Origin of the sequence: Agrobacterium sp. SUL3 (genome assembly GCF_001263295.1) — a bacterium.
Taxonomy (GTDB): domain Bacteria; phylum Pseudomonadota; class Alphaproteobacteria; order Rhizobiales; family Rhizobiaceae; genus Agrobacterium; species Agrobacterium tomkonis.
Window position 1 is genome coordinate 382,459 of sequence record NZ_KQ414499.1, and the last position, 22,466, is coordinate 404,924.

Here is a 22,466-nt window from a genome sequence, read left to right on the forward strand (position 1 = left end):
CTCCTTAAAAGGGGTCGCGGACCCGGTGAGCGCCATGGGCGTTGACCGAATGAAACCTATCGGACGCCTCCCGGCGAAAACTCGTTCCATGTTTGAATTCCGAGCCTTCAATCTCAACTCATACGGAAGGTTTGATGATTTATGCAAGTCACCTTTGTTGGATAAGGTCTATTACCTGTAAATCAATCGCCCCGCCCGTCATGATTGCGCCATCAGAACCGATAATCGACCCTTCGTAAACCCTTGGCGTTTGCCTGCCAGAAGAGGATAATGCCGGCATGATCGCAGCAGATGACGCATTTCTGACGGGCCTCCCCGTCTTCCGGCATTTTGAAGACGTGGCAGACCCGGCGCTTTACCGCGCCCTGCCGCCGGGATGGGGATTGGCCATCGCCGATATCGTCGATTCGACGGCCGCAATCGGCGCCGGCAGATACAAGTCCGTCAACATGGCCGGCGCGGCGGTCATATCAGGCGTCTCGAACAGTCTTGGCCGCCACGACCTGCCCTTCGTCTTCGGCGGTGATGGCGCTGCCGTCGCCGTGCCCGCAAATGGACTGCCGCTTGCAGGCATCGCTCTTTCGAACGTGCAGCGCTGGGTGAAGGACGATCTCGACCTTTCGATGCGGGTCGCCCTGGTCCCGATCGAAGACATCCGCACAAACGGCTTCGATGTCAGGGTCGCACGCTTTCAGGCAAGCGAAGATGTTTCCTACGCCATGTTTTCGGGCGGCGGCAACAGCTGGGCGGAAGCGCGGATGAAAGACGGGCAATATACCCTGCCAGCCGCGGCGGCGGGTGAGCGGCCGGATCTCACTGGCCTCTCATGTCGCTGGAACCCCATTCCGGCCACCCATGGCAAGGTGGTGTCGATCATCGCCGTGCCGGGACCGTCGCAGGATATGCCCGCCTTCCGGCAACTGGTCGTCGATCTCGTTGACCTGGCCGCACAGGATGCAAGACATGGCCACCCCGTGCCGGAGGACGGACCGAAGCTCGGTTTTGTTGGAGAAGGCCTCGATCTGGAAGCAAAGGCCGGCGCGGCCTATCACGATGGCTGGGGGCAGAAGCGCCGTTCGCTGCGCATCCTCGGCGAAAGCCTGCTCGTCAATCTCCTCGGCCGGACGGGACTATCGCTTGGACGGTTCAATGCCATGCGTTACCGGCGCTCGGTGGCCAGCAATACCGATTTCAGAAAATTCGATGACGGGCTGAAGATGACGGTGGACATAGACGCCGCGCGGCTCGAAAAAATCCATGCCCGGCTGGAACAGGCCCGCTTGTCCGGAACCTGTTATTTCGGCCTGCACGAGCAGGGGGCTGCCTTGATGACCTGTATCGTTCCCTCGCCGCTTTCGCGAGATCACATGCATTTCGTGGACGGCGCAGATGGCGGATATGCGGCTGCGTCGAGCCGCCTCAAACGACAGATGCAGGCGGCGCCATCCTCCTGAAACCCGCCGGTGTGAGAGGCGCATCTCTTTGCCCTATGGACCCTCTGATGCAAACGCAGGACCCGAAAACGAAAAACCGGCGTCGTGCGCCGGTTTCAACGGATATGTTGCCGTAAAGGCCTGAAAATGGCCGTGGGATCAAGCGGCAGTCTTGCTGCTGCTCTTCTGCACCTGGCAATAAATTTCCTCGAGGGATGCGAGGATTTTTTTGACGGATTCGGAATTGCTGGAATAATAGATGGTCTGCGCATCCCGTCGTGTCTTGACCAGCCGTTGCGCACGCAATTTAGAAAGATGCTGCGAAAGAGCGGACTGGCTGAGACCAACCTGCGAAGCGAGAACACCGACCGGCACTTCCGTATCCACCAGCGTGCATAAGATCATCAGGCGCTTGGGATTCGCCATCGCTGAGAGCAAGTCTGCAGCGGCGATGCTATGTTCCGACAGAGATTGGTTATCCATACGCTCAAGTCTCCTGATGACAGTCGGAAAGACCGTCATGGTGGCTATAATAGGTGTTCCAAAAGAAGTTTTTATAATTTGGCGGATACGTTGTATATACCTAAATCTTGCTTATATCGTGTCCCTTTCAAAGACTATTCTTGATCATTTATTTACTTAAGACATCGCGACTAAATTATAATCTTTTTGCCTGATTTTTATCAATTTATCAATAACCTTATGTATTAGCGGTAGTATTTATAAGCAGCAAACGATCAGAATTTGAGCGTATAAATCCTGACGACCAGTGACCGGTTTTGAGGCTGCAATCTTATACCACCTTAAATTTAGCAACGGCCTACAGAATCTAGATTAACTTTGCGCAATTTTCTCGAAATTTGCAATATGATTTTTATTAGTAATTATTTTCATGCATAACTTGTGATACCAAAAATATTCTTTGCTACCATGGGAAGGTATAACTTGCGCTGCAACGTCCGTTTAAAAGCATAAAGGGCCATCCATCACGGAAGGCCCTTTATGCTGTTCTCGCAGAAAAAAATATTATTTTTTTCGGTGACGGGTCAGCCCGGTCACGATCTCATCTGCGGAAATCGTGCCTATGATGGCGCCATTGTCGACGACACCAATCGCGCCCGAATGCTTCGCAAGCGCATCGAGAATGTCGATCAGCGGCGATGACGCAAGCGCAGTGGCCGCCACGGTCAGCCGCCCGTTTCGCTCGTCCACACCCGGTTTCATCACGTCGGCGGCGGTGAGCATCGAGATGGGGTTCATGTTCTGCACGAAGTCAGCGACATATTGCGTGGCCGGCTGCTTGACGATCTGCTGTGGCGTACCGCACTGGATGATGCGCCCGCCTTCCATCATGGCGATGCGATTGCCGATGCGGAATGCTTCGTCCAGATCGTGGCTGACGAAGAGAATGGTCTTCTTCAGCCGGCTCTGGAATTCCAGGAGCTCGTCCTGCAAACGGCTTCTGATGAGCGGATCGAGCGCCGAAAACGGCTCGTCCATCAAGAGAATCGGTGCTCCGGTGGCAAAGGCCCGGGCCAGCCCCACGCGCTGCTGCATGCCGCCGGAAAGCTCCCCCACCTTGCGGTCGGCCCAGGCGGACAGGTTCACCAGCTCCAGCTGCTCGGCCACCATGCGTTTGCGCTCTGCTTCCGGCACGCCGGAAAGCTCAAGCCCGAAGCCGACATTGTCGGCCACATTGCGCCAGGGCAGAAGGCCGAATTGCTGGAACACCATCGAAACCGTATGCGTGCGCAGGTCGCGCAGCGTCTTCGCCGGGCAGCGATAGGGATCGACATAACCGGACTTGGTCTTCACACCGACATTGCCGCGCACCACCGGCGCCAGACCATTGACCGCCCGAAGCAGCGTCGATTTTCCGGATCCGGAAAGCCCCATGAGCACGAGGATTTCGCCTTCACTCACCGACAGCGAGGCATTGGCAACACCGAGCACCAGCCCGGTCTCGCTATTGATCTCGTCACGGGTACTGCCTTTGTCGATCATCGGCAGGGCGGCATCGGGCCGGTCACCGAATACGATGTCGACATTTCCGAAGATGATGGCATCACTCATAGGTCATCCTCCGCACCGGGAAGTCGGAAAAGCCGGTCGAGAACGATCGCTAATATGACGATGCATAGTCCCGCCTCGAAGCCCATGGAGATATTGACGGTGTTGAGCGCGCGCACCACCGGTACGCCGAGCCCGTTGGCGCCGACGAGAGCGGAGATGACCACCATCGACAGCGACAGCATGATCGTCTGGGTCAAGCCCGCCATGATTTGCGGCGCAGCGAAGGGAAGCTCCACCTTGCGCAGAACCTGAGACGGCGTCGCACCGAAGGCGACCGCCGCCTCCACCAGCGCCGGCGGCGTCGAGACGATGCCGAGGCGGGTAAGCCGCACGGGGGCCGGAATGGCGAAGATGACGGTGGCGATGAGCCCCGGAACCATGCCAAGGCCGAATAGCACCAGCGCCGGAATGAGGTAAACAAAGGTCGGGATGGTCTGCATCAGGTCCAGCACCGGGCGCATGCCGGCATAGATCCATTTACGCCGTGCCGCCAATATGCCGAGCGGTATGCCGATGATCATGCACACAGCGCTCGCGGCAATCACCAGCGCCAGCGTTTCCGTCGTGGCTTTCCAGTAACCGAGATTGATGATGAGCAGCAGGCCGAGCGCCGTGAAGAGCGGCATGCCGACCGAGCGGCGTGTCCAGGCCGAAAGCGCCGTCAATATCGCGACGATGATCAGCGGATGCGGCGCCTGCAAAACATAAAGCAGGGCGTTGATGACGCTTTGGAAGATGAAAGAAAGCCAATCGAAGAAAAAAGCGAGATTGCCGGTCAGCCAGTCGATGGCCTCCTTGGCATATCGGCCGACAGGCAGGCGGTTTTCAGGAGCGCTGAGCCATTCCACGGTAAGAAAAGACCTTTCGTGAACAAATGCAGAAACGACGGCCGGCAGCGAGACTGCCGGACGCGGTGCTGGCGCGTGACCTGCGATGCGACAAAATTCGCCGGCTGAGGTCATGCATGGGCATCGTTATTTCCCGCTGCAATCCGGCCTGTCGCACAGGCCGGACGCAGTCATGCATAGTCTTGCGTTAAAGGCCCAGTGCCTTCTTGGCGGCGGGCAAGGCGTCGGCACTACCGTCCTTGGTCTTGACGTTGGCGAGCCATGGCTCGATCGCTGCCGGATTGGCCTTCAGCCAGGCGGTCGCTGCCGCTTCGCCCTCAAGGCCGTCATTCAGGATCTTGCCCATGATCTCGTTTTCCATGGGCAGGGAAAATTGCAGGTTCTTCAAAAGAGTGCCGACATTCGGGCATTCCTCGACATAACCCTTGCGGACATTGGTATGGATCGTCGCGCCGCCGAGATTGGGGCCGAAGACCTCGTCGCCGCCGGTCAGATAGGTCAGCTTGAAATTCGCATTCATCGGATGCGGCTCCCAGCCGAGGAAGACAATCGGCTCGCCGGATTTTTCCGCACGGGCAACCTGCGACAGCATGCCCTGTTCGGAAGACTCCACCACCTCGAATGATTTCAGACCGAAACTGTCCTTGGCCACCATGTCGAGGATCAGGCGATTGCCGTCATTGCCCGGCTCGATGCCGTAAATCTTGCCGCCAAGATCGGCGCTATGGGCGGCGATATCCTTGAAGTCCTTGATGCCGAGTTCCGCGCCCTTGGCGTTGGTCGCCAGCGTGTATTTCGCGCCCGTCAGGTTTTCACGCACCGTCTCAACAGATTTGTCCTCGCGGTAAGGCGCGATATCGCCTTCCATGGTCGGCATCCAGTTGCCGAGGAAGACGTCGATGTCCTTGTTTTTCAAGGATGTATAGGTAACGGGTACGGAGAGAAGCTTGACGTCGGTTTCATAACCCAGGCTTTTCAGAAGTACGGTGGCGGTCGCCGTTGTGGCCGTGATGTCGGTCCAGCCAACATCTGAAAAACGCACCGTACCGCAACTTGCCGGCTCGGCGGCACCGGCCGCGCTGAACGTCATGGAGGAGATTGCTGCGGCCAAGGCCAGACAGCGACTTTTATTTGCAAACATCGCTTGCTCCCTGTTTTTTCGTTCCCTTGCCATTATCAATATCTGCCAGCCACAATCAACTCGCGTGCATTTGCGTGCTTTGGCCCACCGTTTGCGACAAAACCGTGAAAATGTCGGTCTTTAACGGTGTAAAGGCGAGAATGGCAGGCCGTGGAAATCTGTGTTTTTTCCATCGCCGCACTTTTCAACCCGCTTCTTCGCCGTCAAAAGACGCAGATTGCAACATCGGTTCAGGAATGAGAATCGGTTTTGCGCAGGCGCGATGCGCCGATTCAAGAGGTTGGAGCATTGTTGCGGCGCGTCCGAAGGACGCAAAGGCGCTCCGGGAGTGGATAATGGCAAAACTCTATTTCAATTATGCGGCAATGAATGCCGGCAAATCGACCATGCTGCTGCAGGCGTCCTATAATTATCAGGAACGCGGCATGCGCACGCTGATCTTCACGGCCGCCTTTGACGATCGGGCGGGTGCCGGCCGGGTGGCATCGCGCATCGGCCTTTCTTCCGACGCCCGGACCTTCGACGAAAGCACGGATATCTTCGCCGAAGTGTCGGCCCTCAATGCCGAAGCGCCGGTCGCCTGCGTATTCATCGACGAAGCCAACTTCCTTTCGGAACACCATGTCTGGCAGCTGGCCGCCATTGCCGACCGGCTGAACATCCCGGTCATGACCTATGGGCTGCGCACCGATTTTCAGGGCAAGCTTTTTCCGGCCTCGAAGGAACTGCTCGCCATTGCCGACGAGCTTCGCGAAATCCGCACAATCTGCCATTGCGGCCGCAAGGCGACGATGGTTGCCCGTTTCGACAATGCGGGCAATGTCGTCAAGGAAGGCGCGCAGATCGATGTCGGCGGCAACGAAAAATATGTGTCCTTCTGCCGCCGCCACTGGGTGGAAACGGTGAAGGGCGGCTAGAGCATTTCCAGGAAAAGTGCCCCCATTTCCGTCCTGAAACGCGACTAAACAAAGAGTTAGAGTTTTTCGCCATCCGAAGAAAAGTGAAAGCGCTCTAAATCTGCGTCCGGTTGCCGCATTTGATTTTTCGCAAAGATGGCTGCCCTGCTCCTGCGCTAAGACCACCGAGACACATTCGCGTGGATGTGCTTTCTCTCAGGAGCAAAATTATGCAGAACAAAACTGCCAAATTCGCCAGCCTCGCCATCATCGCAGGCCTTTTCGCCTTTCCCGCCCTGTCGGCTGAAATCGAAGTAAAGATGCTCAACAAGGGCAGCGACGGTCAGGCGATGGTCTTCGAACCGGCAACCGTCAAGGCCGCCGTCGGTGACGTCATCACCTTCGTCCCGGTCGACAAGGGCCATGATGCGGCAGCCGTCAAGGAAATGATCCCCGAAGGTGTCGCCGACTTCAAGGGCAAGATGAACGAGACGGTGAAGGTCACTGTCGACAAAGAAGGCGCTTATGTCATCAAATGCACGCCGCATCTCGGCATGGGAATGATAGCGCTAGTCGTCGTCGGCGATGCGCCGCCGGCCAATCTGGATGCCGTCAAGAATGGCAAGCTGCCTAAAAAAGCCCGCGACCGGCTGAACGCCGAGATTGCCAAGCTCGGCCTGTAACAGCATATCCCCGCGGCTCCGCGACGGTAGTATCCGGTGAAGCAGTCTGAGCATGCCGGAACAGCCGACGCGGACCGCAGGTTGAGAAAAGTTTCGCAATCATGTTGTATCCCGGTTGACCGGGACATATCTGGAAGACAGTAAATGACCGTGGTTTTTCCGAAGCGCCGAAGGGCGCCCGGTTGAGCCGCGGATTTTCTTCCGGCGTCCAGCCCCACGGGCAGAGGAGACTATGACGACATGATCGACCGGATCACCGCATTGATTCAGGCAGCCTTCAGCGCCATCGGCAAGGCCGCCGGCATGGTCGTCGCCTGGCTTTTGTGGCCCTTCATGGCCGCCCATGGCTGGTATCGCGATCGCAACTGGATCATCAAGGGGCCGATCGCTCTGGTTCTCATCCTGCTTGCCGGCTTTTATGGATATTTCGTCTGGCAGACGCAGGTCTGGAGCAATTTCGACCCGGATTACATTTCCCGCTACAAGCTAGCCGAACGCACCGTTCCGCCCGGACAGGAATTGCCGACCGCCACCCCGGCTGCGGCCGCCGGCGCTGCCGCCAACACGTCCGCACCGGTGTGCCAGCGATCCGCCATCGTCGATGCCGCCGCCGATCTCACCGATTTCAACGTCAACCAGAACGCATGGATTTCCTCCATGCTGCTTTACCGTCTCGGCCTTTTCGGCATGGACTGGGACAGCACGCCGTTTCTGGACAACAAGGCCTCATTCCAGCGTGGCGTGAACCAGGCCGTGCGCCGCACCTCGGTGGAACTGGTGGATACGCTCGGCCGCGTGCGCGGAACCTCTGGTATCAACAATAATCTCCAGGAAGCGCGTGGCAACATGCAGTTCAGCGAATATTCCTGGTATTTCGGCCTCGATCCCTTCGGCCCGAAGACGCCGACGCCCAGCTATTACCGCGCCGCGATCCGCAGCTTCCAGGCCTTTAATGGCGAACTGACCGCCTGCAAGGCCGTCTTCGATACCCGTGCCGACAACCTCATCCAGTTCATCGACCGCATCGCCGGCGATATCGGCTCCACCTCTGCAATTCTGCGCGAGCGTTCGGAGAATTATAATGGCGGCTGGTTCGACACCCGCGCCGACGACCGTTTCTGGTTCGCTTATGGCCAGCTCTACGGATATTACGGCGTGCTTTCCGCCGCCGGATCGGACTTCGCGCAGGTCATCCGCGAGCGCAACCTGACCAACCTGTGGAACGACACGCTGGCGCAGACCCGTGCGGCGCTTCGCATCCAGCCGGCGATCATTTCCAACGGTGAGGAAAGCGGCTGGATCATGCCCTCGCATCTCGCCACGATGGGTTTTTACGTGCTGCGGGTGCGCTCCAACCTCGTCGAGCTCCGTTCCGTTCTCGACCGCTGACAAGGGAGCCGGCTCTTCGCGGCCGGCTCAATCTATCAGGCGCTGACGTATGGTTTTTGCCACCAGTTGCGTACGGTTGACGCAGTCGAGCTTGCGCATGGCATTGTTCATATAGGTATTGACGGTGTGCTCCGAGATGGAGAGAAGCTCGGCGATCTCCACGGAGGTCTTGCCCTGCGCGGTCCAGCGCACCACGTCAAGCTCCCGTTTCGTGAGGGGCGACGGGCCTTTGGAGCCGATGCGGCAAAGACGATCATAGACCTCCAGAGCATGCAGCACGATCATGCCCAGCTCATTCAGCGATGCCTGTGACAGGGTATCACGATCACCCGCAAAATTCATCAGATGCCGGTTTCCGCTCATGCCGCTCACCGGCACCATGAGCCCGGAGGTGATGCCGATGCTGCCGAGCGAGGCCCCCGCTTCCGCCAGCGTTCCGCAGGCAATATCCGCGTCTTCCAGCGACCAGTATTGCGGCATCATCGATGAGGCGCCGCGCTTGATAACCGGACACTCGCCAAGCGCGCCATTCGCGGTCATCGCATTCACAACCCAGACCGGCAGGGTGCTTTCCACAACTGTTGGCAAGGCATAGGCATTGCTGCCACCGGGTAATTTCATCAGCGTCACATGCGCATAGCCGAATGCGTGCATTACCTCTTGCAGCGCCATCAACCATTGCTGCCTGTCGGCGGCGGCGGACAGGTCACGGCAAAGTCTGGCCTGGCGCTCCGTCTTCGACATTCAGCCACCACCACCCGATGGGCGCAAAATGTCCCAATGTGAGGAACAGACAGCAGAGGCGAAGACGGTTGCGACCTTCATGACGGGCGGACCACCTGGATTAAAGCGCGGGGTTTTCGGACTTGTCCTTTGGCTTGGCCATCAGTTTTTCCAGAAAACCGAGCATAACCGCCGAGACGACAAAAGCCAGATGGATGATGGTGAACCACATCAGCTTGCTGTCCGAATACTGGTTGGCGTTGAGGAATATCTGCAGCAGATGGATCGACGAAATCGCCACGATCGACGATGCGACCTTGATCTTCAGACTGCCGGCGTCGAGCTTGCCCAGAAAAGAAACCTCGTCATCCGCATTGTCGAAGCGGCTGACGAAATTCTCGTAACCGGAAATCATTACCATGACGATCAGGCTGGCGACCAGCGCCGCATCGATCAACCCAAGCATGGCGAGGATCATATCCGACTCGTCGTAAATAAAGACGTTTTTTGCAACCTTCAGGAACTTGAGCGCGAAGGAAAACGCGTAAACCGCCAGCGCCGCGACAAGCCCGAGATAAAAAACGACGAGCAGCCAGCGGCTGGAGAGGATGATCCGCTCGACGAGCAGTTCAAGAGACTTCATTTCCGTATCCGATTAATAATCTGTTTATTGTTGGAGCATGCTTTCTTTCGCCATGTAAACTGGCTGCGAATATCCTAGCAAGCGGCAATGTCGGGACTTTGGCGGCACCGTGGCGTTTTTGCCGCATTCAGCACCTGGAAGACGCCACGGCGGCCCGTAACATTTCTGCAACATACCGTTATGCTTTAAAACATGATGCGAAAAGTCATATATAATATGTTGACAGTTATCATCATGTTTTCTAGTCCTCGCTTATCGGCTCGCCCGTAACAATTCAGAACATTTTAAGCCGCGCAAAAGTGCGGCGCGTTTTCGCGCGCCGTGTCTATCCGCGCGCCTACCGGGGGTACTTAATGTCCATCTCGCGCACCCATTCCGCGCTGCTTCTGTGCACTGCCATGTCTCTTCTGCCGCTTGCCGGCCCCGCACGGGCACAGGATGCCGCGTCGCAGGCGGACGGCGCTACCACGCTTGAAAGGATCGTCGTCAAGGGCAAGCGCGTCAAAAGCGCCAATGCCGCCGCCGATACGCCACTGGCGAGCCAGACCACGGCGGAAGACATCCGCAAGAAGGACATCGGCAGCATCAAGGACCTCGGCAACAGCACGGAACCGGGCGTCGATTATGTGGATTCCAAGCCCGGCCGGCCCGGCGGCTTGTTCATTCGGGGCCTCGGCGGCGCACGTGTCGTAACGCTGATTGACAATATTCCCGTTCCCTTCTTCGAAAACTTCGCCCGGCAGGGTCAGGCCACCACCACATTGAGCAATACGAATTCGAGCTTCGATTTTTCCTCGCTCTCGACGGTTGACGTGGTGCGCGGCGCAGATTCCAGCCGTATCGGATCCGGTGCTCTCGGCGGCGCGCTGGTGCTGCGCACCCTCGAGCCGGAAGACCTGATCGGCGAAGGCAGGGATTGGGGCGGTGTCGCCAAGACCACCTATGACAGCGAAGACAGAAGCGTCGGCGGATCGCTCGCCGTCGCCAAGAAGATCGAGAACACCTCGGTCCTGTTCCAGGGTTCCTACAAGCGCGGCAACGAGACGGACAACAAGGGCGCGGCCGATATCTACGGCACGCGCCGCACCAAGCCCAATCCCGCCGACACCTATGAAAGCAACCTGATGTTCAAGATCCGTCAGGATCTTGAGGGCGGCCATCGCATCGGCCTGACAGCCGAGCGCTATTCGCTGAGAAACCGCAGCGACATGAAGACCCTGCAGGGCGTCAGCGTTTCGGGATCGACCTACCGCATCGGCGACTATAGGGGCTACGAGGATACCGAGCGTGATCGCGTATCCCTCGATTACGAATACGAAGCGCCCTCGACCGACGGCTTCATCGACGCCGCCAATCTTTCGCTTTACTGGACGCGTCTTTCCAAGGAGTCCGGCGCCGGAGACCGACTGACCAACAATTCGCTCTATATTCGCGAAGACAGCATGCGCAACAGCGCATTTGGCATCGTTGGCGGCCTTGAATCCGGTTTCGAACTCGGCGGCGTGCAGCACACGGTCCGTTTCGGCGGTAACGCCATGACGACCGATTTCAGCCAGGAGCTTTTCGCCAACACGGCTGGTTCAACCTCTTCGTCGCAATCAGACATGCCTGACGTGAGCGGCAAGAGCCTCGGCCTCTATCTCGATGACGAAATCGCATTTGGCAACGGCTTCCGCCTTACCCCCGGATTGCGCTTCGATTCCTATGACTACGATCCGGATGGTTCGGTATCCAGCAACAGCGGCTACAACACCTTCGGCCTGCCGAGCGGCAACAGCGGCTCGCGCTTCTCGCCAAAACTGCTTGCCACCTATGACGTGACACCGGAACTTCAGCTCTTCGCACAATGGTCCATGGCCTATCGTGCACCGACGATCAATGAATTGTACCTGAACTTCTCCAACGTCAGCTCCGGTTACGCAGTGGTCGGCAATTCCGCCCTCAACCCCGAGACCAGCAATGGTTTTGAAATCGGCGCGAACTATGCCTCCGGTGACCTCACGGGAAGCCTGACGCTGTTCCACAACAAGTACAAGAACTTCATCGAGCAGTACACGACCTCGACGACCCTGTTCCCCGGCTTTGGCGGCAGGGGCAACGGATCGCTCTTCACCTATCGCAACCGCAACAATGTCGAAATTTCCGGTGTGGAAGCCAAGGTCCGCAAGGATCTCGCAAACGGCTTCTTCGCCCATGCCTCGCTCGCTTACGCCTATGGCAAGGACACAGACACCAACGAGTTCATCCGCACGGTGGCACCGTTCAAGTCCGTGCTCGGCATCGGCTACGCGCAGGAAACATGGGGCACGGAATTCACCGGCATCTTCTCGTCCGGCATGCGTGACGACAAGGTCGCGACCACCTTTGACGCACCCGGTTACGGCATCTTCAACCTGACCGGCTGGTGGGAGCCGGAACAGACGAAGGGCCTGCGCATTCAGGCCGGCATCTACAACCTGTTCGACAGGCAATACTGGAATGCGGTCGGCGTTCGCGACGTCAATCCCAACACCGTCAGCAGCGTCAACCAGCCGGTCGACTTCTATACGGAAGCCGGACGCAGCTTCAAAATCTCTCTGACCCAGAAATTCTAAACCCGGGCCAGAACCATCATCTCCAGTCGGGGCGGCCTTCGGGTCGCCCCTTTTTTGTCAGCGGCAATAGAGGTAGCCGCCCTTGCGTTCCAAGACGTCGAGATGCAGGTGATCCTGATGGGTGGCATCGCTGCCGGGGGAAAGAACGGTGCGGAAGAACAGGCAGGCAGCGGCCGTAATCGTGCGCTGGAAGGCGCCTTCCGGCGTTCCGTCCTCGCCGCGCGGCTTCATCACCAGCGGCTCGCCCTTGTCGAAGGAAATCGTGGAAATATCCACCGCATTGCCCTTGGCATGTTCGGAAATCTTGCCGTTTTCCGCACTGTTGCGGTTGCGGCAGATATAGGTCGAGGCATTGGCGATGGCCGTCACCTTCTTCTCCGGCAGGGCAAGGGCCGCCGCCGGCAACACCATCTCCTTGGTCCAGCGGGAAAGGGCAAGCGCGGTTTCGCAGCGCATGGTGCCTGAAGGTTCAAGCTTTATATCAGGCAGAACCGTGGAAAGCTCAATTGGCGCTTCAACGCCGCAGCCCTGCTCTTCGTCACGGATCGGCTCAAGTTTTTTGAATTCCGCGCCGATTTCCTTCAGCGCACCAAGGCAGGCCTCAAGTGCTGCCGGGTCTTCCGGCTTTACCGGCTCCGGTGGTTTCTCCGGTTTTGCCGCTTCGTCAGCTGGTTTCTGTTGTTCCCCGCCATCCTTGCCCTCGCTTTTCCCCTTCGCGTCATCGGCACCCTTATCAGCGGGTGTCTTTTCACCATCCGGTTTCTGTTCTTCCGGAGCCTGCGGCTTCGGAACCGGTTTCGGCGCTTCCACCGGGTCTTGCGCCTTCCCGTCCAATGGCTTTTCCGAAGGGGTGGAGGATTGCCCCTCACCCGGCTTGGGCTGTGGCACAGGCACCTGGGGGGGCGGTTCCGAGGCGGAAATCAATGCAAGGCTGGCTACCAGAAGACACAGGCGATGAAGCATTATACGGGGTACTCCTGACCGTTTCGGCAGGAGAGCAACGCAGCAGCGGCAGGTAAGGTTCATTCCCTCACCGAAATCCGCTTGCCAAGGCGGATCGTGCACGCTAACAATTTTCCCATGAATATCGTGTCTATGAACATTGCTAACTGGTGGTGGAGCAGCTTTACGCGGCCTTGACCAGTCATGTCTTCAGACAAAGTCCAAGCCGCCCGAATTTTCAGGCGGCTTTTTTGTTATTTTGCCGCCTGTCATCGGGCCTGAACAACAGGAAGTACGAAAGAAATGGTAACGATCATTCAGGATGACGGAGCGGAAACCTACGAGACGAAAGGCGACATAAAAGTCAGCCGGAAGCGTCGACCCGCCGATTATGCGAGCGCCATCGATAATTACATCGAAAAGCTCGATTCTCACCGCGGCGCGGTTTTTTCGTCCAACTATGAATATCCCGGCCGCTACACCCGATGGGATACGGCCATCATCGACCCACCGCTCGGCATTTCCTGTTTTGGCCGCAAGATGTGGATCGAGGCCTATAATGGCCGTGGCGAAGTGCTGCTCGGCTTTATTACCGAAAAGCTGAAGGCGACGCCCGATCTCACGCTCGGCGCATCCTCCGCCCGCCGTCTCGATCTTACCGTCAACGAACCGGACCGCGTCTTCACCGAGGAAGAACGCTCGAAAATCCCGACGGTCTTTACCGCGCTGCGCGCCATCGTTGACCTTTTTTATTCGAACGCGGATTCGGCCATCGGCCTGTTCGGCGCCTTCGGCTACGATCTCGCCTTCCAGTTCGACGCGATCAAGCTGTCGCTTTCGCGCCCGGAAGATCAGCGCGATATGGTGCTCTACCTGCCGGATGAAATCCTCGTCGTTGACCACTATTCCGCCAAGGCCTGGATCGACCGTTACGATTTCGAAAAGGACGGCGTAACGACGGACGGCAAGTCCTCCGACATCACGCCCGATCCCTTCAAGACCACCGATACGATCCCGCCCAAGGGCGATCACCGTCCCGGCGAATATTCCGAACTTGTCGTGAAGGCCAAGGAAAGCTTCCGCCGCGGCGATCTGTTCGAGGTGGTTCCCGGCCAGAAGTTCATGGAGCGTTGCGAAAGCAATCCATCGGCGATTTCCCGTCGTCTGAAGGCGATCAACCCCTCGCCCTATTCCTTCTTCATCAATCTCGGCCATCAGGAATATCTGGTCGGCGCTTCGCCGGAAATGTTCGTGCGCGTTTCCGGCCGCCGCATCGAGACCTGCCCGATTTCAGGCACCATCAAGCGCGGCGACGATCCGATTGCCGATAGCGAGCAGATCCTGAAACTGCTCAACTCGAAGAAGGACGAATCCGAACTCACCATGTGTTCGGATGTGGACCGCAACGACAAGAGCCGCGTCTGCGAACCGGGTTCGGTGAAGGTCATCGGCCGTCGCCAGATCGAGATGTATTCGCGTCTCATCCACACCGTCGATCACATCGAGGGCCGCCTGCGCGACGATATGGACGCCTTTGATGGTTTCCTCAGCCACGCCTGGGCCGTCACCGTCACCGGTGCACCTAAACTGTGGGCCATGCGTTTCATCGAAGGTCATGAAAAGAGCCCGCGCGCCTGGTACGGCGGCGCAATCGGCATGGTCGGCTTCAACGGCGACATGAATACGGGGCTCACGCTGCGCACCATCCGCATCAAGGACGGCATCGCCGAGGTGCGTGCGGGTGCGACACTGCTCAACGATTCCAACCCGCAGGAAGAAGAAGCAGAAACCGAACTGAAGGCGTCCGCCATGATCGCAGCCATTCGTGACGCAAAAGCCACCAACTCGGCGGCCACCAAGCGCGATGCCGCCAAGGTAGGCACCGGCGTCAAGATATTGCTCGTCGACCACGAAGACAGTTTCGTGCACACGCTGGCGAATTATTTCCGCCAGACGGGTGCCACGGTCTCCACCGTCAGATCGCCGGTCGCCGCAGACGTGTTTGACCGCTTCCAGCCCGATCTCGTTGTGCTGTCTCCCGGCCCCGGCAGCCCGACGGATTTCGACTGCAAGGCGACGATCAAGGCCGCCCGCGCCCGTGATCTGCCGATTTTCGGTGTCTGCCTCGGCCTTCAGGCTCTGGCGGAAGCCTATGGCGGTGAGTTGCGCCAGCTTGCGGTGCCGATGCACGGCAAGCCTTCGCGCATCCGCGTGCTGGAACCCGGTCTCGTCTTCTCCGGCCTCGGCAAGGAAGTGACCGTCGGTCGTTACCACTCGATCTTCGCCGACCCTGCCACCCTGCCGCGTGATTTCATCATCACCGCGGAAAGCGAGGACGGCACGATCATGGGCATCGAACACGCCAAGGAGCCGGTAGCCGCCGTTCAGTTCCACCCGGAATCGATCATGACGCTCGGCCAGGACGCCGGCATGCGCATGATCGAGAACGTCGTGGTGCATCTGACCCGCAAGGCGAAGACGAAGGCGGCATGATGGCCGCAGCCGGCGCCATTGCCATAGAACCCATCCGGGCGGAGCACGTTGAAAGCTTTCACCGTGCTCTCGATACGGTTTCGCGTGAGCGGAAATATCTGAGCTTCCTGGAGGCGCCGCCGCTCGATTCTGTCCGCGCCTTCGTTCTCGACATGATTGAAAACGACCATCCGCAATTCGTGGCGATTGCGGATGGCGAAGTGGCCGGCTGGTGCGATATTCGCCGCCAGAGCAGAGCAACCCGCGCCCATTGCGGCACGCTCGGCATGGGCATCCTGCCCGCCTATCGCGACAAGGGGCTGGGTGGACGGCTGATGCGGCAGACACTCGATGCCGCCCGTCAATGCGGGCTGCATCGTGTCGAGCTAAGCGTACATGCGGACAATGCCAGAGCAATTGCGCTTTATGAAAAGATCGGTTTTGTGCATGAAGGCCGGGGCCGTGACGCCGTTCTGATCGACGGGCGTTACATCGACAGCCTGAACATGGCGATCATTTTCGGCACCTAACCCCTCGGCAGCGAGGCGGAAATACACAGCGCGAATTTCTTCAGAAGCTGCATGTCGAAATGCCCTTCCCGCCGCAGCATCCAGGTCAGCGCGTCATTCGCAGTCCACGGCTTCTTGTAGGGCCTGACCGAAGTGACGGCATCATAGACGTCGCAGATCGCCGCGATACGCGCGTAAAGGCTGATCTCGCTGCCCGCACGGCCACTCGGATAACCGCCGCCGTCCATCCGCTCATGATGGTTGAAGCAGACATCAAGCACCATGCCAGGCATCTGTGCGTTGCGCGACAATATATCCCGGCCGAATACGGGGTGAAGATTGATGATCTCCCGCTCATTGGCGCTCAGCCCCTCCGCCTTGTTTAGGATAGAAGAGGGGATTTCCACCTTGCCGATGTCGTGCAGCAAGCCGCTGATGCCGAGCAGATCGACCGCTCCCCTGTCCAACCCGAGATAATTGCCGAAAAGAATCATCAGACCGCTGACGGAGACCGAATGAACGAAGGTCGTTTCGTCTTTCGATTTCAGGCGGGTGACCCCGATGAAAATCGCCGGGTTCGACTGCACCGCATCCGAAATCTTGCTCGCCGCGGCAGCCATGCCCTTCAACGAAACACAGCCGCCAGCTTCGGCGGAGGCGAAGGTCTCGGCAATCGCATCGGCGGCCGAGCGCACGGCATGAGTAACGGCGGCGACGGTTCCCGGGCAATTGTCCGATTGCGGCGAAACGGCCGCGGAGCGCGCGCTGCCTTCGGTATCATGTCCCTTGGCCGTATTGATGATAATGCTTTCGGCGCCGCTTAATTTCAATTGACGCATTAATTCCTCGTGCCGCAAAAGAAAGCGGTGCCGCTTTAAAAATCCCTGGTTCGAAAGCGTTCCTTCGACCGCTTCGATAAACATGCCAATCGTCAGTTGCTGGCTGGAAATTCGTTTGAGCATCAGATGCTTTTATTTTCCTTCCCGGGAATGATAACCTGAAACCGTAATTCGTAAAAAATGTCGGCACGCAACCGCCTAAAATATAAAGGTGAAGTTAAGCCTTCCCGATTTTACCTAAACTTGGACCTCGAAAGATTAGATAACACAAATATGAAAATATTTTACTCCGGATATATTTAAAACTCAAAGCATAAATTCGAATAGACCAATAATCAACCTTGGAATGTAAATAGTGAAAATTCTCGCATACGACGTAAACCAGGAGCCGAAGAAACCCGCATGAATTCCAGACTTGAAACGCGCATCGATCAGGGTACGGGCCGTGAACCGGCGGACATGGTTCTCAAGGGCGGACGTTTCTTCGACCTCGTCACCGGAGAACTCGTCGCCTCGGACATCGCCATATGTGGCGACACGATCGTCGGAACCTGCGAGAACTATAAAGGCATCAGGGAAATCGACATTTCCGGAAAGATCGTCGTTCCGGGTTTCATCGATACACATCTCCACATTGAATCGTCGCTGGTGACACCACACGAATTCGACCGCTGCGTTTTGCCCTATGGCGTTACCACCGTCATCTGCGACCCGCATGAGATCGCCAATGTTCTCGGTGTGGAGGGGCTTCAGTTCTTCCTCGACAGCGCCATGGAAACAATCATGGACATCCGCGTGCAGCTTTCCTCCTGCGTGCCCGCCACCCATCTGGAAACCGCCGGCGCCGATTTGCCCATCGAAAAGCTGCTGCCGTTCCGCGATCATCCGAAGGTCATCGGTCTTGCCGAATTCATGAATTTTCCGGGCGTCATCCACAAGGACCCGGTGTGCATGGCAAAGCTTGCGGCCTTTCAGGGCGAGCATATCGACGGACACGCACCGCTTCTCTCCGGAACGGCGCTCAACGGTTATCTCGCCGCCGGCATCCGCACGGAACATGAATGCACCAGCGCCCCGGAAGCAATGGAGAAAATCCGCAAGGGCATGCATATTCTGGTGCGTGAAGGCTCGGTCTCAAAAGACCTGCACGCCCTGATGCCTATTATCACCGAGCGCCTGTCGCCCTATCTGGCGCTCTGCACGGATGATCGCAACCCGCTCGATATCGCCGAACAGGGCCATCTCGATTATATGATCCGCACCGCCATCGCCAGCGGCGTGGAACCGCTCGCCATCTACCGCGCCGCCTCGATTTCCGCCGCAAAAGCCTTCGGCCTGCGTGATCGCGGCCTCGTCGCACCCGGCTGGCGCGCCGATCTTGTGGTCCTCGACAGCCTGCAGAACTGCAAGGCCAGCATGGTGTTATCAGGCGGACGGATCGTCGATGACGCCCTTTTTGCCACACGCAAACCGGTCGCCCCCGTCGGCCTCGACAGCGTCAAGGCAAGACCGGTGCTCGCTTCCCATTTTGGCGTGCCTGTCACCGAAGGCGAAACACCCGTCATGGGCGTGCTTCCCGGCAAGATCATTACCGAGTACCGCCGCTACAAGCTGCCAACGGATGGCAACCAGACCACCGTCGATCTTGCGAACGACATCATCAAGGTCGCCGTCATCGAACGCCACGGCAAGAACGGCAACCATGCCAATGGTTTCGTTCAGGGCTTCGGCCTGAAGAAAGGCGCCATCGCCTCCACTGTCGGCCATGACAGCCACAATATCTGCGTCGTCGGCGTCAACGAGGACGACATGGCGCTCGCCGCCAACCGGCTCGGCGAAATCAAGGGTGGTTTCGTGGTGGTGGAAGACGGCAGTGTAACCGGCGAGATCGCTTTGCCCGTCGCAGGGCTGATGAGCCTCGAACCCTATGGACGGTGCGCGACACGCTGCATACGCTGCGAAAGGCGGCCTATGCGCTCGGCACGACGCTGGAGGAGCCTTTCCTGCAGGTGGCCTTCCTGCCGCTGCCCGTCATTCCGCATCTGAAGATTTCGGATATGGGCATGGTGGACGTGGACCGGTTTACGCTGATTTAATGGTGGTTTAGCGACCAGAGGCAGCGGATACGCTCAATCTGCGTTGAGGCCGCGAGAGCGGCCTCATGCTTTCGTCTCCGAAGGCCAGGTGACGTAATAATATTTGCCCGCGACCCTGCCAAAATAGGCGTGTTTTCCCGTCGCCTTGTCGACATAGCTGCCGCTTCCATCCCTGGAAAGCGCGCCGTCTTCGCTGCGCTTCAGCTGCGTGTTGAGGAAGTCGACCCAATTGGTCTTGGCGATGTCAGTGGCTGTCGTCGGCTTGGCGTTTTTCTGGTTCGGATCCCAGGCGTCGATCGTTTTGCCCTAGGTGGGGGTCGAAACCTGCAGGGCCCCGCGCTCGAGAGCGCCCATCATCGACCGGGCGCGCAGATATTGCGCCGGATCGTCCCCCGCCAACGAAAGCTTGGCCTTCAGATTCCGCATGAAGGCCAGCGATGCGATATAGTCGGCTGAAGCGGTTTTCGGGGCTGGATTCGGTGTGGATGCGCGGGCCGCTGACTGCCCGGAAAGGAAGACGTCTCTGATGGATGGAGGGGCGGCCTGAGCTTTGGCACGGGAGGATGTGGCATTGGCGGTACTGGACTGATTAAAACTCTTGATTGAAACGGACATGACAATCCCTGCTTCACTTTATGGGTGGAAACCGAAAATCTGTGGGTTTCAATTCATTAATAATGGAAGCTTGCCCGAGGATCGCTAACAACTAAGTAATTATGAAAAAATTACTTCGTTGTACTTATTAATAAGAATATACATAGGCTTTTACCATGAACCAATTTAAGTTTAATATATTATAAAATTCATAAATACCTAAATAGTACTATTCAACACCCGAGACACGACTATGGCTCCGCATTTGGGCGTCAGAACGCACCCGTGAAGACTGACATCGTCTGCTGGCTGAACAGTGCCGGGAGGTTATGAACCCAGAGGCAGAGACTTACGGAAATAAACCACCCGCTGCGTTTCCTCAAACCCCAGCGCCGCATGCATGCGGTGTGAATCGACATTGGAAATATCGGCATCGGAAGCAAGCTCGCTCACGCCCCTGCTGATCGCCCAACGGGTCACCTCGGCAATCAATGCAGCCGCAACGCCCAGTTTGCGAAACGCCTCCTCCACATAAACACCTTCGAGAAACGCCACGGGCGAGGTGTCGCATCCGTTGACATAGTCCTGCCGCAGGCTGGCTTCGGCAAAACCGATGGCCGCACCCGCCGGATCATGGGCAATAAATCCAACCTCATTGTCGGAGAAGTCCTGCAATTCCGCCCGGTGTTCAGCGGGTGAGGCGTCGGACCACAAGCGGTGCCGCAGGAGGGACCAGTCATCGAGCGATGTTTCGCCCGCAGTCTCGATGACAAATTGCCTGCTCATGCGACGACCCCGCAAAACACATCCAGCCCATCGAGCTTTACAATCCCCCCATCGAACAGCGGCGAGAAACCGGGCATCGGCAATATATCCGTGACCCGCATGGCCTTCGGTATCGGGAATTCCACCGCCTCACGGGTCAGGTTGAAAACGAACAGCAATTTTTCGCCGCCCTTCTGGCGTGTGAAGGCCAGCACGTCGAGATTGGTCTTGATGAAGTGCATGTCGCCATCGCGCAGCGCGCCGTGACCTTTGCGGAAAGACAGAACCGCGCGATAATGATTGAGTACCGACTCCGGTTTGCGCTCCTGCGCATCAACTGCCTGCATGGCATGGGCATAGGGCACCGGCAGCCAGGGCTTTTCAGCGCTTGAAAAACCGGCATTCGGCTTGCCGGTCTCCCAAACCATCGGCGTGCGGCATCCGTCCCGCCCCTTGAAGGCGGGCCAGAAACGAATGCCATAGGGGTCGCGCAAATCCTCAAAGGCAAGTTCGGCCTCCGTCAGCCCCAGTTCCTCGCCCTGATAGAGGCATATGGAACCGCGCAGGCTGGCGAGAACGCAGATGGCGAGCTTCGCCACCCGTGTCTGCTCCTCCACGCTTTCGGAAAAGCGGCTGAGATGGCGCACCACATCATGGTTGGAAAAGGCCCAGCACACCCAGCCATCCGTCACCACCTTGCCGAAGGTCTCCACCGAGCCGCGCAGGTGTTTTGCGCTGAAATCCGGTCCGAGAAGATCGAAAGTGTAACACATGTTGAGTTTGTCATTGCCGGACGTATAGGCCGCAACCGTCTTCAGCGAGCGCGCGCCGTCTCCCACCTCACCCACGGTGGCGCGGCCCTCATAGTCATCGAGCAACGCACGGAAGCGTTTGAGAAAAGCAACATTTTCCGGCCGCGTCTTGTCGTAGAGATGGTCCTGCATGCCATAGGGATTGACGTCGGAGGCATCGAGACCAAAGCTCTCCTCATCGAAAAGCGGCGGGTTGTCTCGCAGCAGCTTGTCATGGAAATAATGGTTGACGGTATCGAGCCGGAAACCGTCAACGCCGCGATCCAGCCAGAAACGCACGGTTTCCAGCAGCGCATCCTGAACCTCGGGATTATGGAAATTAAGGTCCGGCTGCGAGGCGAGGAAGCTGTGCATGTAATATTGCTTGCGCACGCCGTCCCATTCCCATGCCGGCCCGCCAAACACGGAAAGCCAGTTGGTGGGTGCGGTGCCATCCGGCTTGGGATTGGCCCAGACATACCAGTCGGCCTTGCTGTTGGTGCGGCTGGCACGGCTGTCCACGAACCACGGATGCTGATCTGACGTGTGTGAAATGACCTGGTCGATGATCACCTTCAGCCCCAGCCGATGCGCCTCGGCCATCAGCGCATCGAAATCGGCAAGCGTGCCGAACATCGGATCGACATTGCAATAATCGGAAACATCGTAACCCATATCGGCCATGGGCGAAGTGAAGAACGGCGAAAGCCAGATGGCATCAACGCCGAGCGAGGCGATATAGGGCAGCCGTTTCGTCACCCCGGCAAGATCGCCGTAACCGTCACTGGTCGTGTCCTGAAACGAGCGCGGATAGACCTGATAGATCACCGCTCCCTTCCACCAGTCCGATTGCGCTTGGGGTTTGTGGACCGGGGCATGGGTTGGCGTCATGGGCGATCTCCTGATGGCGGTTCATTCGAGAATATAAAGCCGTTGCGCCCGCGTAAACCGGAACTTCGCAGATGCACAATCGGCCAGAACCGCCCTTGTCAGCGGCGCGCACTCGTCGTAAGCCGCATGGCTGGAAAAAACGGG

18 protein-coding genes and 1 pseudogene are annotated in these 22,466 nt (G+C 57.9%); 8 read left to right on the forward strand and 11 right to left on the reverse strand.

The annotated features are described in order from the left end of the window. Positions 1-278 precede the first annotated feature (278 nt). Positions 279-1,454, forward strand: a complete 1,176-nt coding sequence (locus AKG12_RS05665) for a DUF3095 domain-containing protein (RefSeq protein WP_046797914.1) — start codon at positions 279-281, stop codon at positions 1,452-1,454. Between the two features lie 138 nt (positions 1,455-1,592). On the opposite strand, the gene AKG12_RS05670 is transcribed toward AKG12_RS05665, so the two are convergent. From AKG12_RS05670 to AKG12_RS05685, 4 genes are all read right to left on the reverse strand, one after another. Next, the gene (locus AKG12_RS05670; protein WP_046797913.1) at positions 1,593-1,916 is read right to left on the reverse strand and encodes an ArsR/SmtB family transcription factor; all 324 of its coding nucleotides are present in this window, start codon (positions 1,914-1,916) and stop codon (positions 1,593-1,595) included. A gap of 543 nt (positions 1,917-2,459) precedes the next feature. Then, entirely contained in the window at positions 2,460-3,506 is a 1,047-nt protein-coding gene (gene choV, locus AKG12_RS05675; RefSeq protein ID WP_046797912.1) for a choline ABC transporter ATP-binding protein, read from the reverse strand. Beyond that, positions 3,503-4,354 (reverse strand): choline ABC transporter permease subunit, encoded by an 852-nt coding sequence (choW, locus tag AKG12_RS05680; protein WP_046798408.1) that lies wholly within the window; start codon positions 4,352-4,354, stop codon positions 3,503-3,505. Before choW ends, choV begins: the two co-directional genes overlap by 4 nt. A gap of 187 nt (positions 4,355-4,541) precedes the next feature. Further along, positions 4,542-5,444, reverse strand: coding sequence for a choline ABC transporter substrate-binding protein (locus tag AKG12_RS05685; RefSeq protein WP_420883546.1), 903 nt, complete (start codon positions 5,442-5,444; stop codon positions 4,542-4,544). 386 nt (positions 5,445-5,830) lie between these two features. On the opposite strand from AKG12_RS05685, the gene AKG12_RS05690 reads away from it, so the two are divergent. The 3 genes from AKG12_RS05690 to AKG12_RS05700 all read left to right on the forward strand — a co-directional run bounded on the left by AKG12_RS05690 (position 5,831) and on the right by AKG12_RS05700 (position 8,463). Continuing rightward, the gene (locus tag AKG12_RS05690) at positions 5,831-6,412 is read left to right on the forward strand and encodes a thymidine kinase (RefSeq protein ID WP_052818356.1); all 582 of its coding nucleotides are present in this window, start codon (positions 5,831-5,833) and stop codon (positions 6,410-6,412) included. 209 nt (positions 6,413-6,621) lie between these two features. Continuing rightward, positions 6,622-7,074 carry a pseudoazurin gene (locus AKG12_RS05695; RefSeq protein WP_046797909.1) on the forward strand — a complete coding sequence of 151 codons (453 nt, stop codon included), beginning with the start codon at positions 6,622-6,624 and terminating at the stop codon, positions 7,072-7,074. Positions 7,075-7,314: 240 nt separating this feature from the next. After that, a complete protein-coding gene (locus tag AKG12_RS05700) occupies positions 7,315-8,463 on the forward strand; it encodes a DUF2333 family protein (protein WP_052818117.1) in 1,149 nt (382 codons plus the stop codon). Positions 8,464-8,490: 27 nt separating this feature from the next. On the opposite strand, the gene AKG12_RS05705 is transcribed toward AKG12_RS05700, so the two are convergent. Further along, the gene (locus tag AKG12_RS05705) at positions 8,491-9,207 is read right to left on the reverse strand and encodes a helix-turn-helix transcriptional regulator (protein ID WP_052818119.1); all 717 of its coding nucleotides are present in this window, start codon (positions 9,205-9,207) and stop codon (positions 8,491-8,493) included. Between the two features lie 100 nt (positions 9,208-9,307). After that, complete coding sequence (locus tag AKG12_RS05710) at positions 9,308-9,829, reverse strand: TIGR00645 family protein (protein WP_046797906.1); 522 nt, start codon at positions 9,827-9,829, stop codon at positions 9,308-9,310. 353 nt (positions 9,830-10,182) lie between these two features. Here AKG12_RS05710 and AKG12_RS05715 point away from each other — a divergent pair, with 353 nt between their 5' ends. Then, the gene (locus tag AKG12_RS05715; RefSeq protein WP_052818122.1) at positions 10,183-12,423 is read left to right on the forward strand and encodes a TonB-dependent hemoglobin/transferrin/lactoferrin family receptor; all 2,241 of its coding nucleotides are present in this window, start codon (positions 10,183-10,185) and stop codon (positions 12,421-12,423) included. A gap of 57 nt (positions 12,424-12,480) precedes the next feature. Here the strand turns inward: AKG12_RS05715 and AKG12_RS05720 are convergent, their stop codons facing one another. Next, entirely contained in the window at positions 12,481-13,386 is a 906-nt protein-coding gene (locus AKG12_RS05720) for an extensin-like domain-containing protein (RefSeq protein ID WP_052818124.1), read from the reverse strand. A 282-nt stretch (positions 13,387-13,668) separates the two neighbouring features. On the opposite strand from AKG12_RS05720, the gene AKG12_RS05725 reads away from it, so the two are divergent. Continuing rightward, positions 13,669-15,858 carry an anthranilate synthase gene (locus tag AKG12_RS05725; protein ID WP_046797903.1) on the forward strand — a complete coding sequence of 730 codons (2,190 nt, stop codon included), beginning with the start codon at positions 13,669-13,671 and terminating at the stop codon, positions 15,856-15,858. Continuing rightward, positions 15,855-16,367, forward strand: coding sequence for a GNAT family N-acetyltransferase (locus AKG12_RS05730; RefSeq protein WP_046797902.1), 513 nt, complete (start codon positions 15,855-15,857; stop codon positions 16,365-16,367). Before AKG12_RS05725 ends, AKG12_RS05730 begins: the two co-directional genes overlap by 4 nt. Here the strand turns inward: AKG12_RS05730 and AKG12_RS05735 are convergent. Further along, entirely contained in the window at positions 16,364-17,308 is a 945-nt protein-coding gene (locus AKG12_RS05735; protein ID WP_052818127.1) for an HD-GYP domain-containing protein, read from the reverse strand. The two genes, AKG12_RS05730 and AKG12_RS05735, sit on opposite strands and share 4 nt — an antisense overlap. Positions 17,309-17,587: 279 nt before the next feature. Here AKG12_RS05735 and ade point away from each other — a divergent pair. Further along, positions 17,588-19,281 (forward strand): annotated as a pseudogene (gene ade, locus AKG12_RS05740) (adenine deaminase). Positions 19,282-19,587: 306 nt separating this feature from the next. Here ade and AKG12_RS30970 read toward each other — a convergent pair. From AKG12_RS30970 to bglA, 3 genes are all read right to left on the reverse strand, one after another. Continuing rightward, positions 19,588-19,896 (reverse strand): hypothetical protein, encoded by a 309-nt coding sequence (locus tag AKG12_RS30970; protein WP_285277724.1) that lies wholly within the window; start codon positions 19,894-19,896, stop codon positions 19,588-19,590. A gap of 306 nt (positions 19,897-20,202) precedes the next feature. Then, a complete protein-coding gene (aac(6'), locus tag AKG12_RS05750; protein WP_052818129.1) occupies positions 20,203-20,661 on the reverse strand; it encodes an aminoglycoside 6'-N-acetyltransferase in 459 nt (152 codons plus the stop codon). Beyond that, the gene (gene bglA / locus AKG12_RS05755) at positions 20,658-22,322 is read right to left on the reverse strand and encodes a beta-galactosidase BglA (protein ID WP_052818131.1); all 1,665 of its coding nucleotides are present in this window, start codon (positions 22,320-22,322) and stop codon (positions 20,658-20,660) included. Before bglA ends, aac(6') begins: the two co-directional genes overlap by 4 nt. Positions 22,323-22,466 lie beyond the last annotated feature (144 nt).